Source organism: Pedobacter frigiditerrae, from assembly GCF_032678705.1.
GTDB lineage: Bacteria > Bacteroidota > Bacteroidia > Sphingobacteriales > Sphingobacteriaceae > Pedobacter > Pedobacter frigiditerrae_A.
In genome coordinates this window covers 1,366,938-1,389,166 of record NZ_JAVTSS010000002.1, presented here as the reverse complement: position 1 = coordinate 1,389,166, position 22,229 = coordinate 1,366,938, and the positions used below count along the sequence as shown (strand labels likewise).

The 22,229-nt window shown below is 35.2% G+C and carries 10 protein-coding genes; 3 read left to right on the top strand and 7 right to left on the bottom strand.

Features of this window, described 5'->3' with window-relative positions; all coding sequences use genetic code 11:
• Nucleotides 1-80: 80 nt before the first annotated feature.
• The 6 genes from R2Q59_RS16710 to R2Q59_RS16685 form a co-directional block, all read right to left on the bottom strand.
• On the bottom strand, nt 81-2,861 hold the full coding sequence (locus R2Q59_RS16710; protein ID WP_316786345.1) for an outer membrane beta-barrel family protein: 2,781 nt from the start codon (nt 2,859-2,861) through the stop codon (nt 81-83).
• 265 nt (nt 2,862-3,126) lie between these two features.
• The gene (locus R2Q59_RS16705) at nt 3,127-3,447 is read right to left on the bottom strand and encodes a VanZ family protein (RefSeq protein ID WP_316771095.1); all 321 of its coding nucleotides are present in this window, start codon (nt 3,445-3,447) and stop codon (nt 3,127-3,129) included.
• A 78-nt stretch (nt 3,448-3,525) separates the two neighbouring features.
• Nucleotides 3,526-3,906, bottom strand: a complete 381-nt coding sequence (gcvH, locus tag R2Q59_RS16700) for a glycine cleavage system protein GcvH (protein ID WP_316771093.1) — start codon at nt 3,904-3,906, stop codon at nt 3,526-3,528.
• A 97-nt stretch (nt 3,907-4,003) separates the two neighbouring features.
• Entirely contained in the window at nt 4,004-11,167 is a 7,164-nt protein-coding gene (sprA, locus tag R2Q59_RS16695) for a cell surface protein SprA (protein WP_316786344.1), read from the bottom strand.
• 15 nt (nt 11,168-11,182) lie between these two features.
• Nucleotides 11,183-11,767: a Holliday junction branch migration protein RuvA gene (gene ruvA, locus R2Q59_RS16690; protein WP_316771089.1), complete on the bottom strand. Its 585-nt coding sequence runs from the start codon at nt 11,765-11,767 to the stop codon at nt 11,183-11,185.
• Nucleotides 11,768-11,773: 6 nt separating this feature from the next.
• Nucleotides 11,774-14,092, bottom strand: a complete 2,319-nt coding sequence (locus tag R2Q59_RS16685) for an NADP-dependent malic enzyme (protein WP_316786343.1) — start codon at nt 14,090-14,092, stop codon at nt 11,774-11,776.
• A 509-nt stretch (nt 14,093-14,601) separates the two neighbouring features.
• On the opposite strand from R2Q59_RS16685, the gene R2Q59_RS16680 reads away from it, so the two are divergent.
• From R2Q59_RS16680 to R2Q59_RS16670, 3 genes are read left to right on the top strand one after another with little or no spacing between them, the layout of a single operon-like run.
• Nucleotides 14,602-17,889 (top strand): TonB-dependent receptor, encoded by a 3,288-nt coding sequence (locus R2Q59_RS16680; RefSeq protein WP_316786342.1) that lies wholly within the window; start codon nt 14,602-14,604, stop codon nt 17,887-17,889.
• A 24-nt stretch (nt 17,890-17,913) separates the two neighbouring features.
• Complete coding sequence (locus tag R2Q59_RS16675; protein ID WP_316786341.1) at nt 17,914-19,689, top strand: RagB/SusD family nutrient uptake outer membrane protein; 1,776 nt, start codon at nt 17,914-17,916, stop codon at nt 19,687-19,689.
• 21 nt (nt 19,690-19,710) lie between these two features.
• Nucleotides 19,711-20,547: an endonuclease/exonuclease/phosphatase family protein gene (locus R2Q59_RS16670; protein WP_316771081.1), complete on the top strand. Its 837-nt coding sequence runs from the start codon at nt 19,711-19,713 to the stop codon at nt 20,545-20,547.
• Nucleotides 20,548-20,795: 248 nt separating this feature from the next.
• Here R2Q59_RS16670 and R2Q59_RS16665 read toward each other — a convergent pair whose 3' ends face one another.
• Entirely contained in the window at nt 20,796-22,217 is a 1,422-nt protein-coding gene (locus R2Q59_RS16665) for a lytic transglycosylase domain-containing protein (RefSeq protein WP_316771079.1), read from the bottom strand.
• Nucleotides 22,218-22,229: the final 12 nt, after the last annotated feature.

Below are 22,229 nucleotides of genomic sequence, written 5' to 3'. Positions count from 1 at the left end.
TAAGGACACGGCTAATGTTTAAATAAAAAAGGGGTGCAATCAATTAGATCGCACCCCTTTTTATGAAAAATGTAATTGGCTTACATTCCGCCCATTCTCATACCACCCATTCCTTGTCTTTGGCCGCCTTGTCCACCTGTACTAACACCAGCAATTTTGCTTAATGAGAAAGTAAATGAGAACATATAATAACGTTTCAACACGTTGAAGTTTTGATCTGTTATAGAGTTACCTCCAGTTGAACGTGTTATACCTGTGTTTTGATTAAACATATCATTTACTGATAATTTAAATGTTCCTCTGTTATTAAAAAACTGACGGCTTATATAACCGTTTACTGTTGTAAAGTCGGTATCATATCCTGCACCACCACCTGTTTGTCTATTATAAGTAACATCAGTTTGTAAACGAATATTACCTGGGAACAAATAACTGATATCTATATTTGGTGCAAGTTTATAAAACCTTGTATTGTTACCAATGGTATAAGTAGCTCTAGTTACAGTTCCAGTAATTCCTGCGATTAAATCTAACTTATCTAGATTAGACACTAATTTATAGCCATTACTTGCACTAAGTTCTTTGGTTATGTTTTCTTTACCTTCACTTATGTTTGTGCTTTTTGCATAACTACTACTTGCATTGATTTGTAAGGTCAATTTATTCCCCTTTATAAGTGGCAAACCAACATTACCGAATAAATTAGCGTTAAAATTACCATCCACGTTAGCGTAACCATTAGCAATTTTCCCAGCGTTATCACCAGTAAGAATCAAACTTTGATCGTTACCAAATGCATTAAATGTTTGTGTTAAAAATGCACCAATGAATAAGGTACGGTAGCTTTTAAAATCAAAATTATTGTAGAAAACTCTTAACGTGTTAGAGAATGAAGGTTTTAAATTGGGATTACCAATAGGCACACTTACTGTATTGCTATTATCTGCTATAGGTTGTATTTGATCTATAGTTGGCTGATTTGTTCTACCGTCATATCTAATGTTTAAACGTTTAGTAGTACTGAAGTTATATCTAAAAGTAGCTGAAGGCGTTAGATTAACAAAATTTTGGGTAAATGAAGTAGATTTAGTTAAATTTTCATTTTCACGATGAGTTTGCTGTAATCCCAACCCAATGTTCCAGTTGTACTTTTTCTCATTCTTATTGAAGCTAAAACCAACACCATTAGTTAAAGTTTTATTTTCAAATTTATTGCTGTAATCCAAATCTACAACATCATATTGTTGCGTAATAGAATTAAAGTCATAAGTATACCTCTCTTTATTATCATAAGCAAAACCATTTTGATAGTTAAGTTCTAAGCTTAAGGTCTTACTAAGAGGCTCAGTATAAACTAATCTTGCTGTACTATTAAATGCTTTTGTATCATTGTCAATAAGTTGATTAAGTGATTGATCAGACACAACGTTTGTTGGAGAAGTCAAAATCTCTGGATTCAAGTTGTAATTATCAGCATCAGCACTATTATAACTTGTATTTACATTTAAAGACAAAGTACGTCCTCTACGTACAAATTTTTTCCTTATTAACATACTATTACTAAAAGACGGAGATTTTGAGTTAGTATTCAATGTTTGCTTTCCTACCGCATTACCCCTTATTGACATTCTATTGTAATTTTGCACGCTATTGCCTTCGTTATCCGAATAGGAGAAGCTAGGTTGAAGTCTGATAGAAGTACTAGAATCGATTTTTGTATCAATAGTAAAATTCAATCTATGATTTAAACGTTCTGTTGTACTATTTAAATCACTTCTATTTGTATTTGTATTACTTCCTAAGAACGTTTGAGAGAATGTATTATTCGTATTAAATAAAGATGTTTTGTTAAAGAAATAGCTTCCATTAACTTGAGTGCCATTTTTATAAGTATCTGCAAAGTCTATACCTCCAGCATTAGTTGTGGTGATTCCAGATTGTTGGCCACCACCAGTAGAAAACTGCATTCCTCGGCCGCCGCCGCCGCCGCCGACACCGCCACCAAAGTTTTGTTTATTTACATTATTAAATTGACCTAATAAAGTAATACGTTGATTTTCATCAAATCTTGTAACACTTAAATTCACATCATATCTATCGTCAGTTCCATAACCTACTGTGTTATTACCTACGAAACCTTTGTTTTTAACACCGTTTTTTGTGGTAATATTGATGATTTTCTCACGATTTCCATCGTCTACACCAGAAAATTTAGCTTGATCTGACATGTCATCAATAATTTGAATCTTATCAACCATATCTGCAGGTAAATTTCTTGTAGCTAATAACGGGTCGCTACCCATAAAATCTTTACCATCTACTTTAACACGTTTAATGGTTTCGCCTTGAGTAGTTACCGTACCATCTTTAGAAACCTCAACACCGGGTACTTTTTTCAATAAGTCTTCTACTACTGCATTTTCCTTTACTTTAATAGTTTTAGCATCAAATTCCAAAGTGTCTTTTTTAACTACAACAGGAGGAATTTCACCTTGAATGGTAACACCTTTTAAGGTTACACCAGTATCTTCCATTGTTAAGTTGCCAAAGTTTTTTGAAGGTGCAGCTGCAGTTATCTCAAATTCTTGGTTAATAGATTTTAAACCTATGTAAACTACATATAATTTATATTTACCTGGAGCTAATCCGCTAACGGTAAAAGTTCCTGTTTGTGTAGTATTAGTTCCTCCAACTGTAACTGAATCGCTTAGGCGTTTAACTGCTACGGAAGCGTAATCAACTGGAGATTTATCCTTACCATTTAATACCTTACCAGTTGCCGACCCAGTGTTTTGGGCAGCCGCCGTATAGCTAATAAATAGTAGGGCAGCAATTATTGTTCTTTGTAAAAAATTCTTCATTTCGGTTTTATAATATTTTGTAAAGTTACCTATCAGACTATGGATAGCCAGAAAAGTTTGTTAATGTGTGTTAAAAAGAGGGTAACAATTTAAATACAACTAACTTTATCGTTACAGTTGCAAATAATAAGGGGGTAATTTTAAAGAGTTGAGGGGTTAATATTGAGCCTTGTAATGGTTTCTCGGCATTTTTGGGCAGTTGCAAGATGGTTTGAATAAGCTGCAAGAACTTAAACAAACAGCAAGTAATAAAATTAATAAACCACTAAACCTTTTCATTGTAATTAGATAAATGTAGTAATATATAACTGAAGACGCCCATAAAAGCGCCTAGCATATCACAACCAAAATCCCACCATTCTGCAGATCTATAGGTGAATACTTTCCATTGCAACAACTCTATTCCCCCACCAATTATTGCATTTATTAAAATTACTTTAAAAATCGTGAGGGAGCGAAAGCTAAAATTATGTTGGTACTTTATTTTTCCATAGAATAACAATATTGTTAAAATATAGAAGAACCCTAAATGGGTCATTTTATCAAATCCCTCAAAAAAGAATCCCTGGCTTTTTGGGGGTTTCATATTACAAAGTATTAAAATAACGATGGTCCAAACAATAGACCATATCTGATACCTTAATACCTTGTAATTCTTTTTCAACTATGCTCCTACTAAAGCTTTATAATCATCTGCACTTAGTAAGCCTTCAAGCTCGCTATCGTCAGAAATAGTAATTTTAATGATCCAGCCATTTCCATAAGGATCAGAGTTAACCAACTCAGGACCATTATTTAACTCATCATTAATTGCTAAAATAGTTCCAGTAACAGGCATATACAAGTCAGATACAGTTTTTACCGCTTCAATAGTTCCAAAAACTTCTTCTTTACTTACTTCAGTACCTACTGAGTTGATATCAACATAAACAATATCACCTAATTCACGTTGTGCAAAATCAGTAATACCAATTGTTGCTTCGTTGCCAGAAATGCTAACCCATTCGTGATCCTTTGTGTATTTTAATTCTGATGGAAAATTCATTGTATTTATTTTAAATTTTATGTTTTTTGGTTTATTAAGTAGGCTAGCAAAACTAACTTGCCCCAAAGGTAGTTAATATACCCATTTATAACAATTACTAATTAAGTGTAACACGTAAACTAAATCCGAAACTGCTAAATGAAGTATTAAATGATTGAGATGTGTAAGGTTTGGTAATATTAGAATCATAGAATAGTTTAACATTAAACCTTTGATTTAAAACATAATCAATACTTGGTCTAAGTGTTATATTTTTAGCTCCAGATGAAACCTCAGCTTCTGTTATATCTGCTCTATAAATAACCGTCTTATTATCCCTTACAGAAACATCAAGTTTAAAATCCATATTATTATCCATCTTTAGCTGACTGAACAAACCAAATGGGAACCTGAATTTCGTAGTACGATAGCCTAAACCAAAAATCAAATTATTTTCAGATAGTTGCGCCAATTGCGCATTTGATAAACTCAATGCCATAATTCTGGTTTTATTGATCTCAAAATTGGCTGTTAAATTATTTTTCAATCTTGTGTCAATCCCTATTAAAGGTGCAAATTGCTCTGAAATACTTACTTGAGCAAATTGATATAATGGCAAGAAATTCTGAGTAACATCTCTTGTACTTACATAACCATTTGTTTCTTGATATTTTAGCAAACTATTGAAACCGTTAACACTGTAAATAGAACGATAGCCATGTCTTAAACTTAACTCTGTAAATCTATCTGCAACAAATGGAATTTTTGATAAACCTCCATAAGCGATTCTCCAATTTGGTAAAGGAATTTTGGGTAAGCTATTTAAACTTGAAGTACCTGCATTTTTACCTGTATAGGCCGCTATAAAAGATGAGATAATCACATCTTGTGAATTTTTATCATATCCATCTGCATAACCGCCAGAGCTGCCATTGGAATTCGGATTTTCGTTACCTAATCGGTTAGAGACAACTTGCCTATTGGCCATGAACTGATTAAACAAACTTGACACCTTGCTTCCATTTTTATCTTTAAATGCTGTACCAAGGGTAATGATAGATACACTGTAATCTCCTGTTGTTGTAGGGCTTAAATTTCTAAAGTTTTTAATGCTATTATCGTATCTAAAATTTGTAGAATAGTTCAATGTTCTATTTTTGGTGGCACTTAACGTAACCTTAAAATCTTTTAAAGGCTCTAAAGTACTTGTTAACTGAAAATCTTCTCTTAGCGTATTGATGTATAATTGCGTTTGTAATTCATCGGTAGTTAACCAACCATTTATCAAGGCCCTTTCTCTAATATCTTCTTGACTACCAAACACAAATCCCAAGCCAGGCGCTCCCGTTTTGTCAATACCAAAATATTTTGTTTTAGGCAAATAACCTGGCATAAAAGTTCCCTTTGTTTGCGTAAAGGCCACATTAACATTTCTCACACTAGTTAATAAGCCAATCAAAACATCACTAAATTTCTTAACCGTATCTGCACTGTTTGCACTTCGCTTAATGAAACCAAATTTATTATAAAGGCTAACTAAATTTAATGTTGGGTTTACTTGAATCGTTCTAGAGTTTTGTATGGTGTTACCTAAATTGATATTCGGATCTCTTAAAGTCGACAATGGTTCTGTTTGCCAATTAAAGTTCGTGCCATAAGTTGTTGCAACAGTAACCCAATCTAATCCAGGTATTTTGTTAATTGGCAAGGTATATCTAATGTTTAAATTGTGGCTATAATCTGTTGTGCGACCTAATGTTTTAAGATTTTGCCAAAGCGTATCTCTTTTTAATCCATTAATTCTTCCTTCTGGTTCATCAATAATTGAATAATTGGTTGCATCAAAATCAAGGCTTAATGAATTGGTTAAATCCCATGCAATTCCGTATATCCTCGAAACTAAAAAGTTCTTATTAAAGGTAGTATTGATAGGAATATAGTTATTTGGATCGTTATTTCTTAAGGTATTTTCAGCGTAAAAACGATCTACATCAACCCTAAAGTTGATAGATTTTGGCATCAATGTAAAATTGAAATCCTTTAATAATTTCAGCGTATTCGATTTTATTATCTTTTCAAATGGTTGATAGCTTCTTGGAGAACCAGCATAATTATAACCTAATGATGCTTTGTAAGTGTGTTGTATACTTGTTTCATTTATAAAATCGCGATGTGCAAATTTGGTTTGCGCATAAGTAACATTAAAGTTTTCTATATCCCAAAGGTGATTTTTTGTATCGTTTGCGGCTCTTTCTTTGCGAACATTGGTAAAGTTTATGCTACTTCTGGTGGTATAATCTTGAGCAAAATTTAAAATAGAATCTTTTTGAGCCCTGCTGGAAGCATTTAAAGCATTTTTTAATTCAATATCTGGTGTGCGAGGATCGAACTGAGGTGTTAAAATTTGTTTAGAGTAACTAATGTACATTGGTATTTTAATTCCAGTTTTTTGAGGCAAGAACTTACCTAATTCAATACTTGATGAAACATCGAAAAATTCATTGTCTGTTCGGTTTCGCTCACTTACCTTTTTCTCTAAGGAACCAAAACCTATGGTCGATTTACTTCCAGAAATATTTAAATCGGCAAAGTCCGCTAACTTCGCATTCATCCTTGCCGTTGCTGCCCATCCGCCACGTTCATCAAATTCTGTTAAACGAAGTTCATTAAACCACACTTGTGCAGACTTTGGCAAGCCATCATCGCCAGCTGGTGAAGCAAGGTTACGTAAAGGATTTTTTAAGCCCAACATGTAAACCCTAACCTTACTCATATCTGGCTGCCCTTTTACAATAATGGTATTTCTTCCATCGCTATAAGTAAAAGGAACGTTAATTGGCCAAGGCAAACCACCTGTAGTTCGGGCATTATTTCTAGCGGTTTTTGCCTTTTGAAATAACTCCAATTGGATATCCATTTTGTTCTGATCTGGCCAAATGGCATAAGGATCGCTCGTGCCAGGCTGAGTTACTTTTAAAGGCTGATTATATTCGTAGTAGTTATCCTGATTATCTGTTCCAATACGTAAAAACGCACTTAAATCATTATCTGCAATAGAAACCTCACCTACAGTTTCTAAGTGGATGTACATTTCTAATCGTTTGTAAGATCTAAAATCATTGATAGCGGTTTTAAAAGCTGCTCTACCATAACCATCTTTTAAGTCTTTAATAATAACTGCTAGCGATTGTTCATTTTGGCGGGTATCACCACGATAGTTACTAAAATCTCGCTCACGCTCTATTCCAGGAGGAATAACATACGGTATTGGTGAACGTTTTCCATTTTCTTCTATGTTTACAGTCGCCACTTCAATAGTAGAACCATCTGGTGGAGCTGGTAAAAGTGATGGATCTGCAATTACGTTTATAGCCTGATTTTTTGCATTATATTGGCGCCATTCTCCTCTAACCAATTGCACTTTTGCAAATCTTAAGATAGCTGTATCAGCAAAGTTGGTCATGAACATTCTGATGAACCTGATAGATTTAAAGTCTTGAATGCCGCCTACCTTTTGTTGATATTGAGCTAAGGGAATACGAATTTGATACCAAGTTGCATTTTGTGTTTGGCCATTAGCCAATTTTACTTGAGAAACAACCTTATCTGTTACAAAATTCTGGCCCACTTCTAAATCTCCAGGGCGCATAGAAATTTTGTACTGAAAATATTCATCAGACTGGGTCATGTTATTATCTCTGTTAATGTCTTCACCATCTGGCAAAGAAGTAGAGGCAGAGTTTTCAATTCCTAACTCATCACGAGATTGCTGCGATGTTTTTGAGTTACCTTCTGGTCCGTTATAGTTTTGATATCTCCTTAAAACACCAGCGTTAATATTATCTAAATTGCTTCCTCTGAAATAGCCATAATCATCTGATGATGGATCATTATCCAATGCCGAAGCAGCGTCAGGATTTAATTGCGCTTTAATTTGTGCGATTTGTGCAGCAAATTTTACTTTTTCATTTGCGTTTGATAAGCCATCTAAACCAACATCTTGTGCTTTCCTAGCCGCTGGTTCATTATCGAAAGCTTGTACAACAGGTTGCAGTTTTGATACACGCCCCCAATTTGTCTCATCGTATTTAGTTGCATCCTCATTGGCAGGTAAGCCATTTTCTAACGCTTTTCTTCCATCCTTTAATAAATCTTCAGAAATGTTTCCAATGTTAAAGTATAAATCTCCACCTTGTGATGCAGGCTTATACATAAACGGATCCATTACCCAAAGCTCTATATATTCGATATTATTTGCTTCGAAATCATTTACATCTATTCGCCTAGAAATACCACCCCATCTGGCTTTTGGATTGCTTAAAAACCCATTGGCTGCAAAGCCAGTAGGTGTATAATTATATGGTCCACGCAACATTGGATAATAAGCTAAATCTAATGTTGGGAGCCTGATCGATTGCCCTGTACTTGTTTCCTTAAATGGAAAAACTTCTTGTTCAATTATCTCTCTCACATAATGATTAGATAACTCTGTTCTGTTATTTTTTAAACTAGCTGGCAAATCTGATGAACCAGTAGTGTAAAATGTTGGGTCTATGTTATAGAAAGCTAATTTTGCCCTATTGTACCCATAAGCCAAATTATCTACCAACTGCGATTCTGAGAAAAATTGTGGTGTAGATGAAATTTGCCAAGGCACAGAACTTTTAAGGTCAATAATGGAACGAGAAGCTTCAAAATCATCAAGGTAACTTGCACCACCTTTTTCACCACCAGAATTAATAGCGCTTGGATGTCCAGGAATTAGTTGTGCATACTCACCAGAAAATGAAATACTCGATGGCGCCTTAGTAGAAATGAAAGGAATTTTATCAACCAGTTTAGTTAATAGCCTAGAAGGAGAACTATAGTTCATATCCAAACCCCATATCGTGTTCGAGATAGGTTCTTCTCTGTAATTAACTTTTTGGGTAAGTGGTTTTTCACTAAGGTGCATTAACGTTCCACCAAACGTTAACTTATTGTTTACGTGATAGTCGAACCTTGTTCCAAATAGGGATTTCTGCTGTAAGCCAAAAAGTTCATTGTTTTCTGTGGTAATTCTAATCGGTTGACCCGAGATCAAAACAGCAGTATTAATAATTCTAACTCTACCACCTTGATAATCTACAGTATAATCTGAACCTTCAATTAATGGAATTGTACCTGCAAAAACCTTAACAGAACCTTCAGTAACATTAATTGAGTTTAATGAAAATTCTGATGAAATTTCTGATTGATAATTACCTTTGATGATGTATAAATCCTTATTACTAAATAATTGCTGTGCTACAACCTTCGTAGAATCATACAACTGCGGAAAAGTATATTTATCAGCCAGAACCTGTTCGCCTGGCAAGCTAAATTTAGCCGCTAGATCAGTACCAAACGGCTCTAACAATGGAAAAATAATACGACCATTTAGGGGATCAATAGTTACATACCCATTATTGGTATTGTTAATTAAAGGACCAACACCAGAACCCGAAGAGCCAGGGAAATTACTTTGAGAAGTATTTTGTTGTGCTAATTGGCTAAGTGTAAATGGTTTGTTTTCAGCTTCAAAATCAAAAATTCCATCAGGCTTCTTTTCCTTTTGTTGATTTAGCTGATCAAGGTTAGTTAAGGAAATGTATTGTTTTAATGATGTTCTAGAGCCTTCCCTAATCAAAGGCATTTCGATGCCTGTTTTATCATCAATTCTAAAAATGTCTAGTTTAAAGTTTTGAGGACTAATTTGGTATCCGCCAATGGCGTAAATATTTTTCATCATCAAATCCCAAGTAGGCAAATTGGTTTTGATGGTTTCATTTTTTAACAATTTGGTATACAAAACTTTCGGCGTTGCCTGATCAAATGCAACATCAGTAGAAAACTCTCCTACTTGATATTCTACTCCATTGTAGGTATAACGGTAAGAAACAGCCAATACCTCATCGGCATTAAGCGGATTGTTTAAGGAGATATAACCTAATTGAGGTTGAAAGTTATATTCTCTTTCATTCAATTTCCTTGCATAAGTTAGCTTGGCAAAATTATCCGTTGCTCCATTTGCAGCAAAATAAGAAATTACACTATTGCTATTGGTATTCCTAGCATCTGCAGGAAGATTTGCCAATAGATTATTTGACTGTGTTGGAAAATTTGGATTTGTAAAAGCAGAAGGTAAAACTGATGCACCCCCAGTAACCTGTGCAGTATTATACGGTGCATTTTCACCCAAATCTAAAAAACCTAAAACATCTCTAGAATCTTGCGTATTTCCAGTTTTGTTGGTAATCCAAACTTCAATTTTCGTTACTAAAATACCTGATAAAATTGTTGGCGGATTGGCTAATGCCCTATTGTAATTATCCCTAAAATATTTTGCTAAAAAATAGTGCTTGTTAGCTTCGTAATCACTTCCAGTAATTCTAAACTCATTCTGTTGTGCTCCATTATTTATTTGCAATTCTTTTGACTGAGATTTTTGCTGAGAAAATACCGCAGACACATCTAGTTTACCAAATTGTAATTGTGTTTTAACCCCAAATAAAGATTGAGTACCACTTATGAGCGAGCTATTTAAAGGCAAACTAACATTACCAGCCTCAATCTTTTTAATGATGTCATCTTTACCGCCTGTATAATCTAGCTTAATCTGGTTTTCAAAATCAAATTGAGCTTCGGTATTGTAGTTCATCTTGATTTTCATCTTCGTACCGATGTTACCAATAACATCCATTTGTATACGCTGATTAAAATCGAAATTACTTTGCACCCGCTGCCTTTCGTTAAACAACGGATTCTCATTTTTATTAATACGGCCTAAAAAAGTAAGTTCTGCATCGCCTCTTGGCTGAATATCAATTGTTGTTCCTCCAAAAATCTTTTCAAAAACTCGACTATTAATTTTTACAGGTGGTATGATACCCGTCTTTCTTACCTCGGCAACTTCAGCATTAGATAAGTCACGCCAATTCTGGCGTTTCATTTCGCTATTTACCAACCTTAAATATTGGTCAATCGTTAAATATTGCGGAACAGAGTAAAGTTTATCTCCTACTTTTTCTACAATGATGTATCGTTTGTTTAGCGCATCATAAGTAACTTCCCTTGTAATATTTGATGGGAGGGTTAAAAATGGATTAGCGAAATTTCGTAAACCGAGATTACTTTTTTCTTTAGGATTAAAGGAGTTTTTAAGCGAATCTGTTCCTGTTCTTGCCGGTGTAACCTGAGAAAAGGCGTTAGTTCCAGCAAAAGAGAAAAGTAAGAATACAAGGAGAGTAAGTTTGTTTCTCAATCGCAGTTAAATTAATTATAAATTTCTCAAAGCTGTTTTGATCATTTGTTCTACTGTTAAATCCTGATCGCTTTTTTTAACAGCATTGTCTATGGCTTTTTCTGCAACTTGTTTGCCAAAGCCAAGCATAATTAAAGCAGATAACGCTTCATCCTTTGTTGTATTATGTAGTGGCATAGAAATTAATGAATCTGAGCCCTCCTTCTTCAATTTGTCCTGTAGCTCTAGTACAATTCGTTGAGCAGATTTTGCCCCAATTCCCTTAATTCGCTGTATTAATGCCACATCGGCATTTATAATTGCCGTTTGTATTTCTGTTGGTGTAATTGACGATAACATCATTCTGCAAGTTGCTGCGCCTATACCAGAAACAGATATGAGGTGTAGAAACAATCGTCTTTCTCCCTCCTCTGCAAAACCATATAAGGTATGCGAATCTTCTTTTACTTGCAACCAAGTATAAATTTTACATCGCTCTGCATTGCCAATTGCAGAATAAGTATTAAGCGATATATTGATGTGATAACCAACACCTCCAGCTTCTACCACAACATAAGTTGGGCATTTAAATGTTAATTTCCCATCAATATACGCGTACATAAAATTTTATTTCTTAACTATCTTGTTTAATAAACCTCTTTTTTTGCCAGCATTTGCCACTTCTTCTTTTCCTTGCACATCTAATACTGCAATAGTAACCATATTTACTATTTCTCTAACAGAACTTCCTAACTGAACAATATGAACAGGCTTTTTTAAGCCCAATAAAATTGGCCCAACCGCTTCAGCTCCGCCTAATTCCTGTAAAAGCTTGTAAGCTATGTTGCCTGACTCCAAGTTAGGAAAAACTAATGTATTTGCAGGTGCATCTGCCAAACGACTGAACGGAAAATTTTCTCTCAGCAAAGAGTTATTTATGGCGAAGTTACCTTGCATATCGCCATCCACCACAACGTTTGGATGTTTGTCGTGTAAAACCTTAACAGCCTTACGTACTTTATCAGGGATTACACCTTCATTTGAACCGAAATTAGAATAAGATAACATTGCAATACGAGGTTGAATATTAAACTTCCTAACCGATTTATCTAACAATAAAGTTAAGTCTACCAGTTCTTCTGCAGTTGGATCAACATTAACCGTTGTATCTCCAAAAAACACAGGCCCTTTTTGGGTCATCATCATGTACATTCCTGCAACACGATTTACGCCTTCTTCGGTTCCAATTATTTGTAAGGCAGGTTTAATGGTAGAAACATAGTTTTTCGTTAAACCAGAAATCATCGCATCTGCCTCGCCAAACTCAACCATTGCAGCGCCAAAATAATTCCTGTCACGCATAAACTTCGTTGCTTCATATAAACTTACACCTTTACGTTGGCGTTTGTTATACAAAAACTCAGCATACTTTTTACTTCTTGCCGGCTCTAAAGCTGGCTCAATGATTTGAACGCCTTCTAAATCCAAAGCGTTTTCTTCAATCAATTGCTGAATAACTTCTTTGTTTCCTAAAAGGATAGGAATTGCAATATTATCATCCTTAACAATTTGTGCCGCTTTTAAAATTTTATAATTATCAGCCTCTGCAAAAACCACACGTTTTGGTGCCGATTTAGCTTTGTTGGTCAAGGCACGCATAATGGCATCATCCATACCTAAACGGCGTTTCAATTCTTCAGCATACGCATCCCAATCGGTTATGTTTTTACGGGCAACACCAGATTCTATTGCAGCTTTAGCAACAGCCATCGAAACATTGGTCATTAAACGGAAATCCATTGGTTTCGGAATGATATATTCCTTACCAAACTTGATATTACGTTCGTTGTAAGCCATATTTACTGCTTCAGGAACAGTTTTTTTAGCTAATTCTGCAATGGCACGAACGGCTGCAATTTTCATCTCCTCATTAATGCTGGTGGCTCTAACATCTAAAGCTCCTCTAAAAATATACGGGAAACCTAACACGTTGTTAACTTGGTTCGGATAATCTGAACGACCAGTTGCCATGATAATATCCTTACGGGCATTAATCGCCAAATCATAAGCTATCTCTGGGTTAGGATTAGACATTGCAAAAACGATTGGGTTTTTAGCCATCGATTTTAACATTTCAACAGTAACACAGTCAGCAGATGAAAGACCAATAAAAACATCAGATTCTTTCATCGCTTCTGCCAATGTATTTAGGTTTCTGCTAGTAGCAAACTCCTTTTTAATATCATCTAAAACAGCTCTATCCGCACGGATAACACCAGTTCTATCGCACATCACAATATTCTCTATTTTAGCTCCAAGCGAAACATATAAGCGAGAACAAGAAATTGCAGCGGCACCAGCACCATTCACAACAATTTTAACCTTGTCTATTTTTTTCTTCTGTAAATCGCAAGCGTTTAACAAAGCAGCTGCAGAAATAATTGCAGTACCATGCTGGTCGTCATGCATTACAGGAATATTCATTTCCTCTTTTAAGCGACGCTCAATTTCAAAACACTCTGGTGCTTTAATATCTTCTAAGTTTACACCGCCAAATGTTGGCTCTAAAGCTTTAACGATTTTTACAAAATCATCAACGTTTTTAGTATCTAATTCTAAATCGAAAACATCAATATCAGCAAAGATTTTAAACAACAAACCCTTGCCTTCCATTACTGGCTTACCAGCTTCCGGACCAATATCCCCAAGTCCTAAAACAGCTGTACCATTACTAATAACTGCCACCAAATTACCTTTGGCAGTATATTTATATACATCTTCTGTATTTTCTGCAATTTTTAAACAAGGCTCTGCCACACCTGGCGAATAGGCCAGCGTTAAATCTCTTTGTGAAGAATATGGTTTGGTAGGTACAACTTGGATTTTCCCTGGTCGCCCTTGCGAGTGATAATCTAGTGCGTCTTGTTTTCTATTGGTCTTACTCATAATATACTATTTGTAACAGGCAAAGTTACAATTATTTTCGCAGGGTATATATGATTTTTAAGGATTAGAAAAGCAAAATTAAAGCATCAATTTGCGGATAGTCCTGCTGTACGTTACAAGCCGCTCCCTATAAAGATTAGGGATTGCGGGCTTTTCACTGCCATCAGGTTTATTTAAAGAAAGGCAGTGCAACTATCTAAAAATGCATGCGCAAAAAGCATTAGATTCTTTAATAAAAAACTTAAAGCATTATTAACAAAAGTTAAAAATTAAACCTTACACTTCTTATCCACTTAATATTCACTTCACATTGCGCCAATACTTTTGCGCTGTTCAATTAAGGGTGAACATTCACAAAACTAACATTACTACAAAAAATATGATTTAATATTAATAAAGGAAACTCGATTCTGAAGCAGAATCGGTTTCCTTCGGCAGTAAAATGGATTGAGGCCCCATACTGCTGAACCCAGCAACCATAAATTATTAATCACTAAGTATTCAAAAATATGAAAATAAATTTACTAGAGTTACGCAAAGCGTTTTTTATAGCATTAATTCTTTGCGCTCAAATCTTATTCATCTTTATTACCCAACAAGTTCATGCTACAAGCAATATTAACATTGCTGATCTTGGAAAAATTACTGGGAAAGTAATAGACGAAAATGGTCTACCTTTTCCTGGCGCTACCATTAAAATTGTACAAACCAATCAAATCTTACAAAGTAGTACCGATGGGAGTTTCTCATTTAGCGTACAGCCTGGAACATATACACTAAACATTTCTTTTCTATCTTATCAATTGCAAGTAATAGATAACGTAATTGTTAAATCTGGAGAGACCACCAATCAAACTATTAAAATGGTTCCAGATCAAAAATCATTGAGCGAGGTTGTAGTGGTTGGTTATGGCACACAAAAGAAAGAGAATTTAACTGGTGCTGTAGATCAAGTTACTTCAAAAGCTTTAGAAAACAGGCCAATTACCAATTTAACTCAAGGTTTACAAGGCGCATTACCAAACCTTAACTTAAAGATGATGGACGGTAGACCAACGCAATCTCCGAGCTATAACATTAGGGGTACAACTTCTATTGGGCAAGGTGGTAATGCTTTAATTTTGATTGATGGCGTAGAGGGAGACCCAAGTTTGCTTAATCCAAATGATGTAGAAACTGTAACCATGCTAAAAGATGCTGCAGCTTCTTCAATTTATGGAGCAAGAGCTGTTTTCGGTGTAATATTGATCACTACAAAAAAACCAATTGGAGGTAAAACTACAGTTAACTATTCTACAAATTACGCCACCAAAAGTCCTCTACAAGTTCCCGATTTTGTAACAGATGGTTATACTTGGGCAAGAATGTTTGCAGAAGCATTTGTAAATGGAGATGGCGCTTTCCCTCAAAATGCTAACAAGTCTCAAAAATTCTCGCAAGCATATTTGAACGAGTTTAAGAGAAGAGCAGAGTCTGGCCAGCCTTATAATCAGGTAGAGATAGATCCAAGCACAGGAGAGTATGTTTATTATGGCAGCACCGATTTTTACGAGCAATTATACAAAGAAAATACTGGTGCAAATGAGCACAATCTTTCTTTAACCGGAAGTGGAGAAAAAATTTCATATTTAGTTTCTGGCAGGTATCAAAAGCAAGCTGGTTTGTTTAGATATAACTCTGATGATTATAGCATGAAGAACTTTAGAGCCAGAGGAGCTATTCAATTGCTTCCTTGGTTAAAGTTAGATAACAATGCCGATTTCTCTGTAATGAACTATCATAACCCATTAAGTGTTGGTGAAGGTGGTGGTGTTTGGAGAAATATTGCCGATGAAGCTCACCCAACATCGGTTATGTTCAATCCAGACGGATCCTTATCAATGTCTGCAGCTTACGGCCCTGGAGATTATTTTTATGGCAAAAGTGGTTCTGATACCAAAAGACAGGTTTTTAGAAATACAACCTCATTGTCTTCTAAGTTCTTAAAAGATAAACTAAGCATTAATGGCGATTTTACCTTTCGCATAACAAATAACGACGTTGAACAAAAGAGAGTACAGTTGCCTTATAGTAACAAGCCAGGAGTTATTTCTTATTTAGGAACGACAACTAATGACCTATTATACGACAGAAGAGAAACGCAATACATTGCTAACAATCTTTATGCGTCTTATGAAGATACATTTTCTGATGCACACTATTTTAAAATAATGGCAGGTTATAACTACGAAGAGTCTACTTATAAACGCTTAGCAGCTCAAAGAAATGGTATCATTTTCGAAGATGCAACTGATTTAAACTTAGCACTTGGCCAGGCAATTACAACTGGCGGTGGTTACGAAAAATGGAATGTTTTTGGAGGATTTTCTAGACTTAACTATGCTTTTAAAGATAGGTACTTATTAGAAGTAAATGCAAGGTATGATGGTTCATCAAAATTCCCATCAGACCAAAGGTTTGGTTTTTTCCCATCGGTTTCTGCAGGGTGGAGAATTGCCGGAGAGCCATTTTGGAAAGTATCACCAAAATTCATATCTGATTTAAAAATAAGAGGATCTTATGGTTCACTTGGAAACGGGAATATCGGATCATATTTGTTCCAGGAGAATTTTTCTATCTCTCAATCTAGTATCATTTTGGGTGGGGTAAAACCTCAACGTACTGGTCAGCCTGGTGTTTTACCTGATGGCTTAACTTGGGAAACATCAACCACAAGCAACATCGGTTTAGATATTTCTATGTTAGCTAACCGTTTAACAATTACAGGAGATGCCTACATCCGTAACACTACAGATATGTTTACTGTAGGCTTAACTGCACCAGCTGTTTTTGGTGCAACTGTACCAAAAGGTAATTATGCAGATTTACGCACAAAAGGCTGGGAACTTAGTTTAACTTGGAGAGATAAAATTAATACCAAGAAACCTATTAACTATAACATCAGGTTAACGGTGGCAGATAACACATCTAAAATAACTAAGTATAACAATCCAGATAAGTTACTTTCAGATTATTACGTTGGACAAACCATCGGTGAAATTTGGGGGTACACCACAGAGGGTTTTTTTATTGACCAAGCTGATATCGATGCTCATGCGAAACAAAGTCCGCAAATGAGGGCATCACCAACAAACATTTGGTATCCTGGAGATATCAAATTACAAGATTTAAACAAAGATGGTTTTATCAATGTTGGTAAAAACACCGTAAATGACCCTGGGGATAGAAAAATTATTGGTAATGCCGCTCCAAGATATACTTATGGTGTTAGTATCGGTGCAGACTGGAATAACTTTTTCTTCTCTACATTTTTTCAGGGAGTAGCTAAACAAGATTGGTACCCGAGTACAGAAACAGAATTTTTCTGGGGACAATATAATCGTCCATATAATAATATACCCACTTTCCATTTAGGTAACATGTGGACACCAGAAAATACAAATGCTTATTTCCCTAGAACAATGTCTCGTGCTGCTTCATCAAACACCAACAGAACTTTAGGCGTGGCGCAAACAAAATACTTGCAAAATGTGGCTTACATCAGAATGAAGAATATTCAAGTGGGCTATAATTTACCTGCAAAATGGGTATCAAAATTCAAGGCTAGTAGCGCAAGGATTTACTTCTCTGGAGAGAATTTATTTACCTACACTCCACTTTACAAAATAACAAAAACACTTGATGTGGAGAATACAGTACCAGCCGATCAAGGTTTTAATTCAGGTGCCACAAATGGAGATGGATATAATTATCCTTTGCTAAAAAGCTATTCTCTTGGCTTAAGCTTAACCTTTTAATTATAAGAACTAAAAAATATTATTATGAAAATAAATAAGTTATGGTTGCTTTTAGTTGTCATTAGCGTAGTAACCGCTTGCAAGAAACTAGACCAAGAACCCCAATCCACTGCTTCAAAATCTGCAATTTTTGGTAGTGAAAATGGATTACAATTGTATGCAAATTCATTCTACAGCATTTTACCAGGTAACTCTACAAGCTTGGATGCCATGTCTGATTATTTAGCCGTTAAAGAAGTACCCAGTTTTATACAAGAAGGTGTTTATGCACCAAACTTAAGTTCTGGCTGGAGCTGGGGTGATTTAAGAAACATTAATTATTTCATTGTAAATAACATTGACCAAAAAATATCACCTGAAGCTAGGAGAAATTATTTAGGGTTAGCGAGGTTTTTTAGGGCCTATTTTTACTTTGAAAAAGTAAAAAGATTTGGAGATGTGCCATGGATAAATAAACCACTTGAAGTTACCGACCCAACACTTTATAACGGGCGTGATAAAAGAACTCTAGTGATGGATTCTGTATTAGCCGATATAAATTATGCAGCTGAGAACATCAAAAGTGTAAATGACCCTTCTAGAAGCACCATTACAAAAGACGTAGCATTAGGATTAAAATCTAGAATTTGTCTATTTGAAGGTACTTTTAGAAAATACCACACGGAGTTAAATTTGCAAAATACAGCAACAGAATGGTTAAACAATGCTGCCAGTGCTGCAAAAATAATAATGGATAAAAACACCTATTCTATTAACACCGCAGGTGGAACGAATAGCTCTTATCGTCAGGTATTTATTAATCCAACACCAGTTAGTAGCGAAGTCATGTTGTCTTCAATATGCGATTTAACCTTAAATGTTTTAAACGAGGCAAACTGGTGGTGGACCAGCGGAACATATGGTGCAAAAGCTAGTTTTACAAGAACCTTTATCAATACCTATCTTAATATTGATGGAACACCTTACACAGACAACCCTAACTATCCAACTATGTTATTTAAGGATGAGGTAAAAAATAGAGATTTAAGGCTTAAACAAACTATTCGTTCTGCAGATTATAAAAGAATAAGTGGCGGCACACAAGTTCCAGCTCCACCGGTATTTTCTTATACATTTACAGGATATCAGCCAATTAAATGGACTTTAGACGATATGTATTACGATGCTGGAGCATTAAATATTAACTCTATTAGCATGATGAGATATGCAGAAATATTGCTAAATTATGCTGAAGCAAAAGCAGAGTTGGGAACACTTACAGATCAAGATTGGATTTTGACAGTTGGCAAATTGCGTTCTAGAGCCGGTATTACAGGTGGTTTAACTACAAAACCTACAACAGTTGACCCTTATCTAGTTGCTAACTATTTCCCGAATATTACAGATGCTAGTATTTTAGAAATTAGAAGGGAACGAGGTATTGAATTGAGTTTAGAAGGACTACGATTTAGCGATATTTTGAGATGGAAAAGAGGTGAACTAATGGAGAAAGAATGGAATGGATTTTACGTGCCAGCCCTTAACACACCAATGGACTTAAATGAAGATGGCATTTTAGATGTTGCATTTTATCAGGGTACAAAACCAACTCCCGCAGTTACAGGCGTTACTTATGTAGATGTTTCCAATACAATTGGCGGAAAAGTTAACTCGCAAAGATTAAAAAACGGAACTTCTGGCCAACTAATTTGGATGAATGAAATCTCTAGAAAATGGAGCGATAAACAATATTATTACCCAATTCCTCAGGCAGATGCACTCAGGAATCCAGCCCTTGGTCAAAATCCAGGTTGGTTTTAATTATCCATAAATTTAAATAAAATGAAATTAAAATTCTTATTCATTGTTTTGATGTTTGCCATGACATCATTTAGCACAAGTGCACAATCATTTAACATCGCCACTTTTAACATCAGATATGATAACCCAAGAGATTCTGGAAATCTCTGGATTGATCGTGCCCCAATAGTTTCTAACCTCATTCGCTTCCATGAATTTGACGTTTTCGGCGTTCAAGAAGGACTAAAAAATCAATTAGACGACATAAGCAAGACTTTGCCAGAATATGCAAGATATGGTCGTGGTCGTGATGATGGTAAAGAGGCCGGAGAGCATTCAGCTATTTACTATAAAAAAGACAGGTTTAAGTTATTAAAAAGTGGTGATTTTTGGTTGTCAGAAACACCTAATACACCTGGCAAAGGTTGGGATGCCACATGTTGTAACAGAATATGCTCTTGGGTTTACCTAGAAGATATAAAGACCAATAAAAAATTCTACACTTTTAATGTTCACTTTGATCATCAAGGCGTTGTGGCTCGCAAAGAAAGTGGCAAATTAATGGTTCAGAAAATAAAGCAAATAGCTGCTAATGAACCTGTTTTATTAACCGGTGATCTTAATGGAAATAGAGAGAGCGAATGGTATTTATCAATAGCAAACTCTGGTGTAATCAAAGACACATTTACCGATGTTAAATATCCTTACTACAATAACTCATCTAGCAATGGGTTTAGAACTCCTCGCGGAATGGGCGTTATTGACCACATCTTTATGTCAAAACAATTTAAAGTTACCAGATGGGGCATTTTAACAGATACTTACTTCGGGAAGTATCCTTCTGATCATTTCCCCGTTATAGCGACGGTTAATTTATAAATAAAAAAAACATCACCTCAAAGGCTTGGGAACTAATCATTCTCAAGCCTTTTTTATTAACAAGTAATACCACAGAACAACATTTAATTATGCTCTTTTTTAGAAAAGCGGGGGCAGTAGCAGTTAAGCAAAATCAGTCCTGCTATTGCCTATAGCCCTCATAAAAATTCGGGGCTGCCGGCGCTATCAGGTTTATTTAAGAAAAGATTGTGGTTCTTGGAAATAAAAATACAGACTTTAGATTTAACCTAGCTCTTTATCTTCAAAACCATACCTGGTTGTAAAGCAGCTTTTTTTAATCCATTAGTCTTTTTGATACTCGCAACAGTTGCGCCATCAAATTTTTCGGCTATGCCTGATAGGGTATCTCCAGCTTTAACTTTATAAGTAATAAATTCTGGCTTTGCTATTTTTTTAGGAAGTGGGGCAACATTTGAACCATAGATTTTTAAGCTTTGCCCTGGAATAACTGTATTGCTTTTTAAGTCATTCCAAACTTTTAAATCTTGAACTTCTACCTTAAATAGGTTAGCTATTATAGTTAAATTCTGACCAGGCTTAACCTTGTACAGGTTACTTTTTGGTTTAGTAACGATGGGTTTATTTGCCAAAGCTTTTTTTCGCAAATCCCTAACATCATCTGTAGATGCTAAGAAAACACTTCTATCTGTTTCAATATCATTATTTAAAACATCATAAAGTTTAGCAAAATCATTTTGGTCTATTCTTGGCAATATTAACCTTTTCGGTAAACCATTTGTTCCATTTACAATCTTCTTTTTATAAGACGGATTTAATCCATACAAAGTAGATTCATCATAATTAATTGCCTTAGCAATATCGGCCAATGCCACAAAATGATTAACCTGAATGGTATCTGTTTTTAAATTGATAGATGGCGCTTGAGATACAATACCGTGAGTTTGAGAATAATTCATTAAATAAACCGCAGCTATAAATGCAGGCACATAATCTCGAGTTTCTTTAGGTAAGAATTTTCTAATTTCCCAAAAATCTCTAGAACCAGCTTTATCGATAGCACGGGTAACGTTTCCTTTTCCGCAGTTGTAAGCTGCAATGGCTAAAAGCCAATCGCCTAGTTCTTCGTAAGCATCTCTAAAATAAGCAGCCGCAGCATAACTTGCCTGAATTGGGTCTTTGCGTTCGTCAACAAAGTTATCCATATTTAAGCCATAAGCTTTTGCAGTACCAAACATAAATTGCCACATCCCAGTTGCGCCAACCCTAGAAATAGCGTGTGGATTCATCGATGATTCAATAATTGGCAGGTATTTAATTTCAGCAGGAATATTATAAGCTTTTAAAGCCCCCTCGAATATCGGGAAATAATAAGTTGAAAGACCCAACATTTTGCCCATTCTATCTTTTTGCTTTCCCAAAACATCAATGAAATTTTGAACGTATTCATTATAGCTTAGTGGCACGGTTTTCTGAATAGAATCTAAACGAAGTTTATAAGTTAAGTTCTGATTATAGAATAATAAATCATTTACAACGGGAACAGAAACGGTATCTGGAGTTGCACTGGTAATCTTTTTAAAAAGAGAGTCACTTTGTGCAGAACCGATGGCTATCGGTTTTACAGGATTTTGAGCTTGAGCAGAAAAAAAAGCTAAAAAACTCAACAGGGTTAGTACTATTCTTCTCATAGGCTATTTTAA

Coding starts and splice junctions, on each gene's coding strand:
- R2Q59_RS16670 (WP_316771081.1), top strand. CDS start 19,711: ATGAAATTAAAATTCTTATTCATTGTTTTGATGTTTGCCATGACATCA.
- R2Q59_RS16710 (WP_316786345.1), bottom strand. CDS start 2,861: ATGAAGAATTTTTTACAAAGAACAATAATTGCTGCCCTACTATTTATT.
- R2Q59_RS16675 (WP_316786341.1), top strand. CDS start 17,914: ATGAAAATAAATAAGTTATGGTTGCTTTTAGTTGTCATTAGCGTAGTA.
- R2Q59_RS16665 (WP_316771079.1), bottom strand. CDS start 22,217: ATGAGAAGAATAGTACTAACCCTGTTGAGTTTTTTAGCTTTTTTTTCT.
- R2Q59_RS16685 (WP_316786343.1), bottom strand. CDS start 14,092: ATGAGTAAGACCAATAGAAAACAAGACGCACTAGATTATCACTCGCAA.
- R2Q59_RS16680 (WP_316786342.1), top strand. CDS start 14,602: ATGAAAATAAATTTACTAGAGTTACGCAAAGCGTTTTTTATAGCATTA.
- ruvA (WP_316771089.1), bottom strand. CDS start 11,767: ATGTACGCGTATATTGATGGGAAATTAACATTTAAATGCCCAACTTAT.
- gcvH (WP_316771093.1), bottom strand. CDS start 3,906: ATGAATTTTCCATCAGAATTAAAATACACAAAGGATCACGAATGGGTT.
- R2Q59_RS16705 (WP_316771095.1), bottom strand. CDS start 3,447: ATGAAACCCCCAAAAAGCCAGGGATTCTTTTTTGAGGGATTTGATAAA.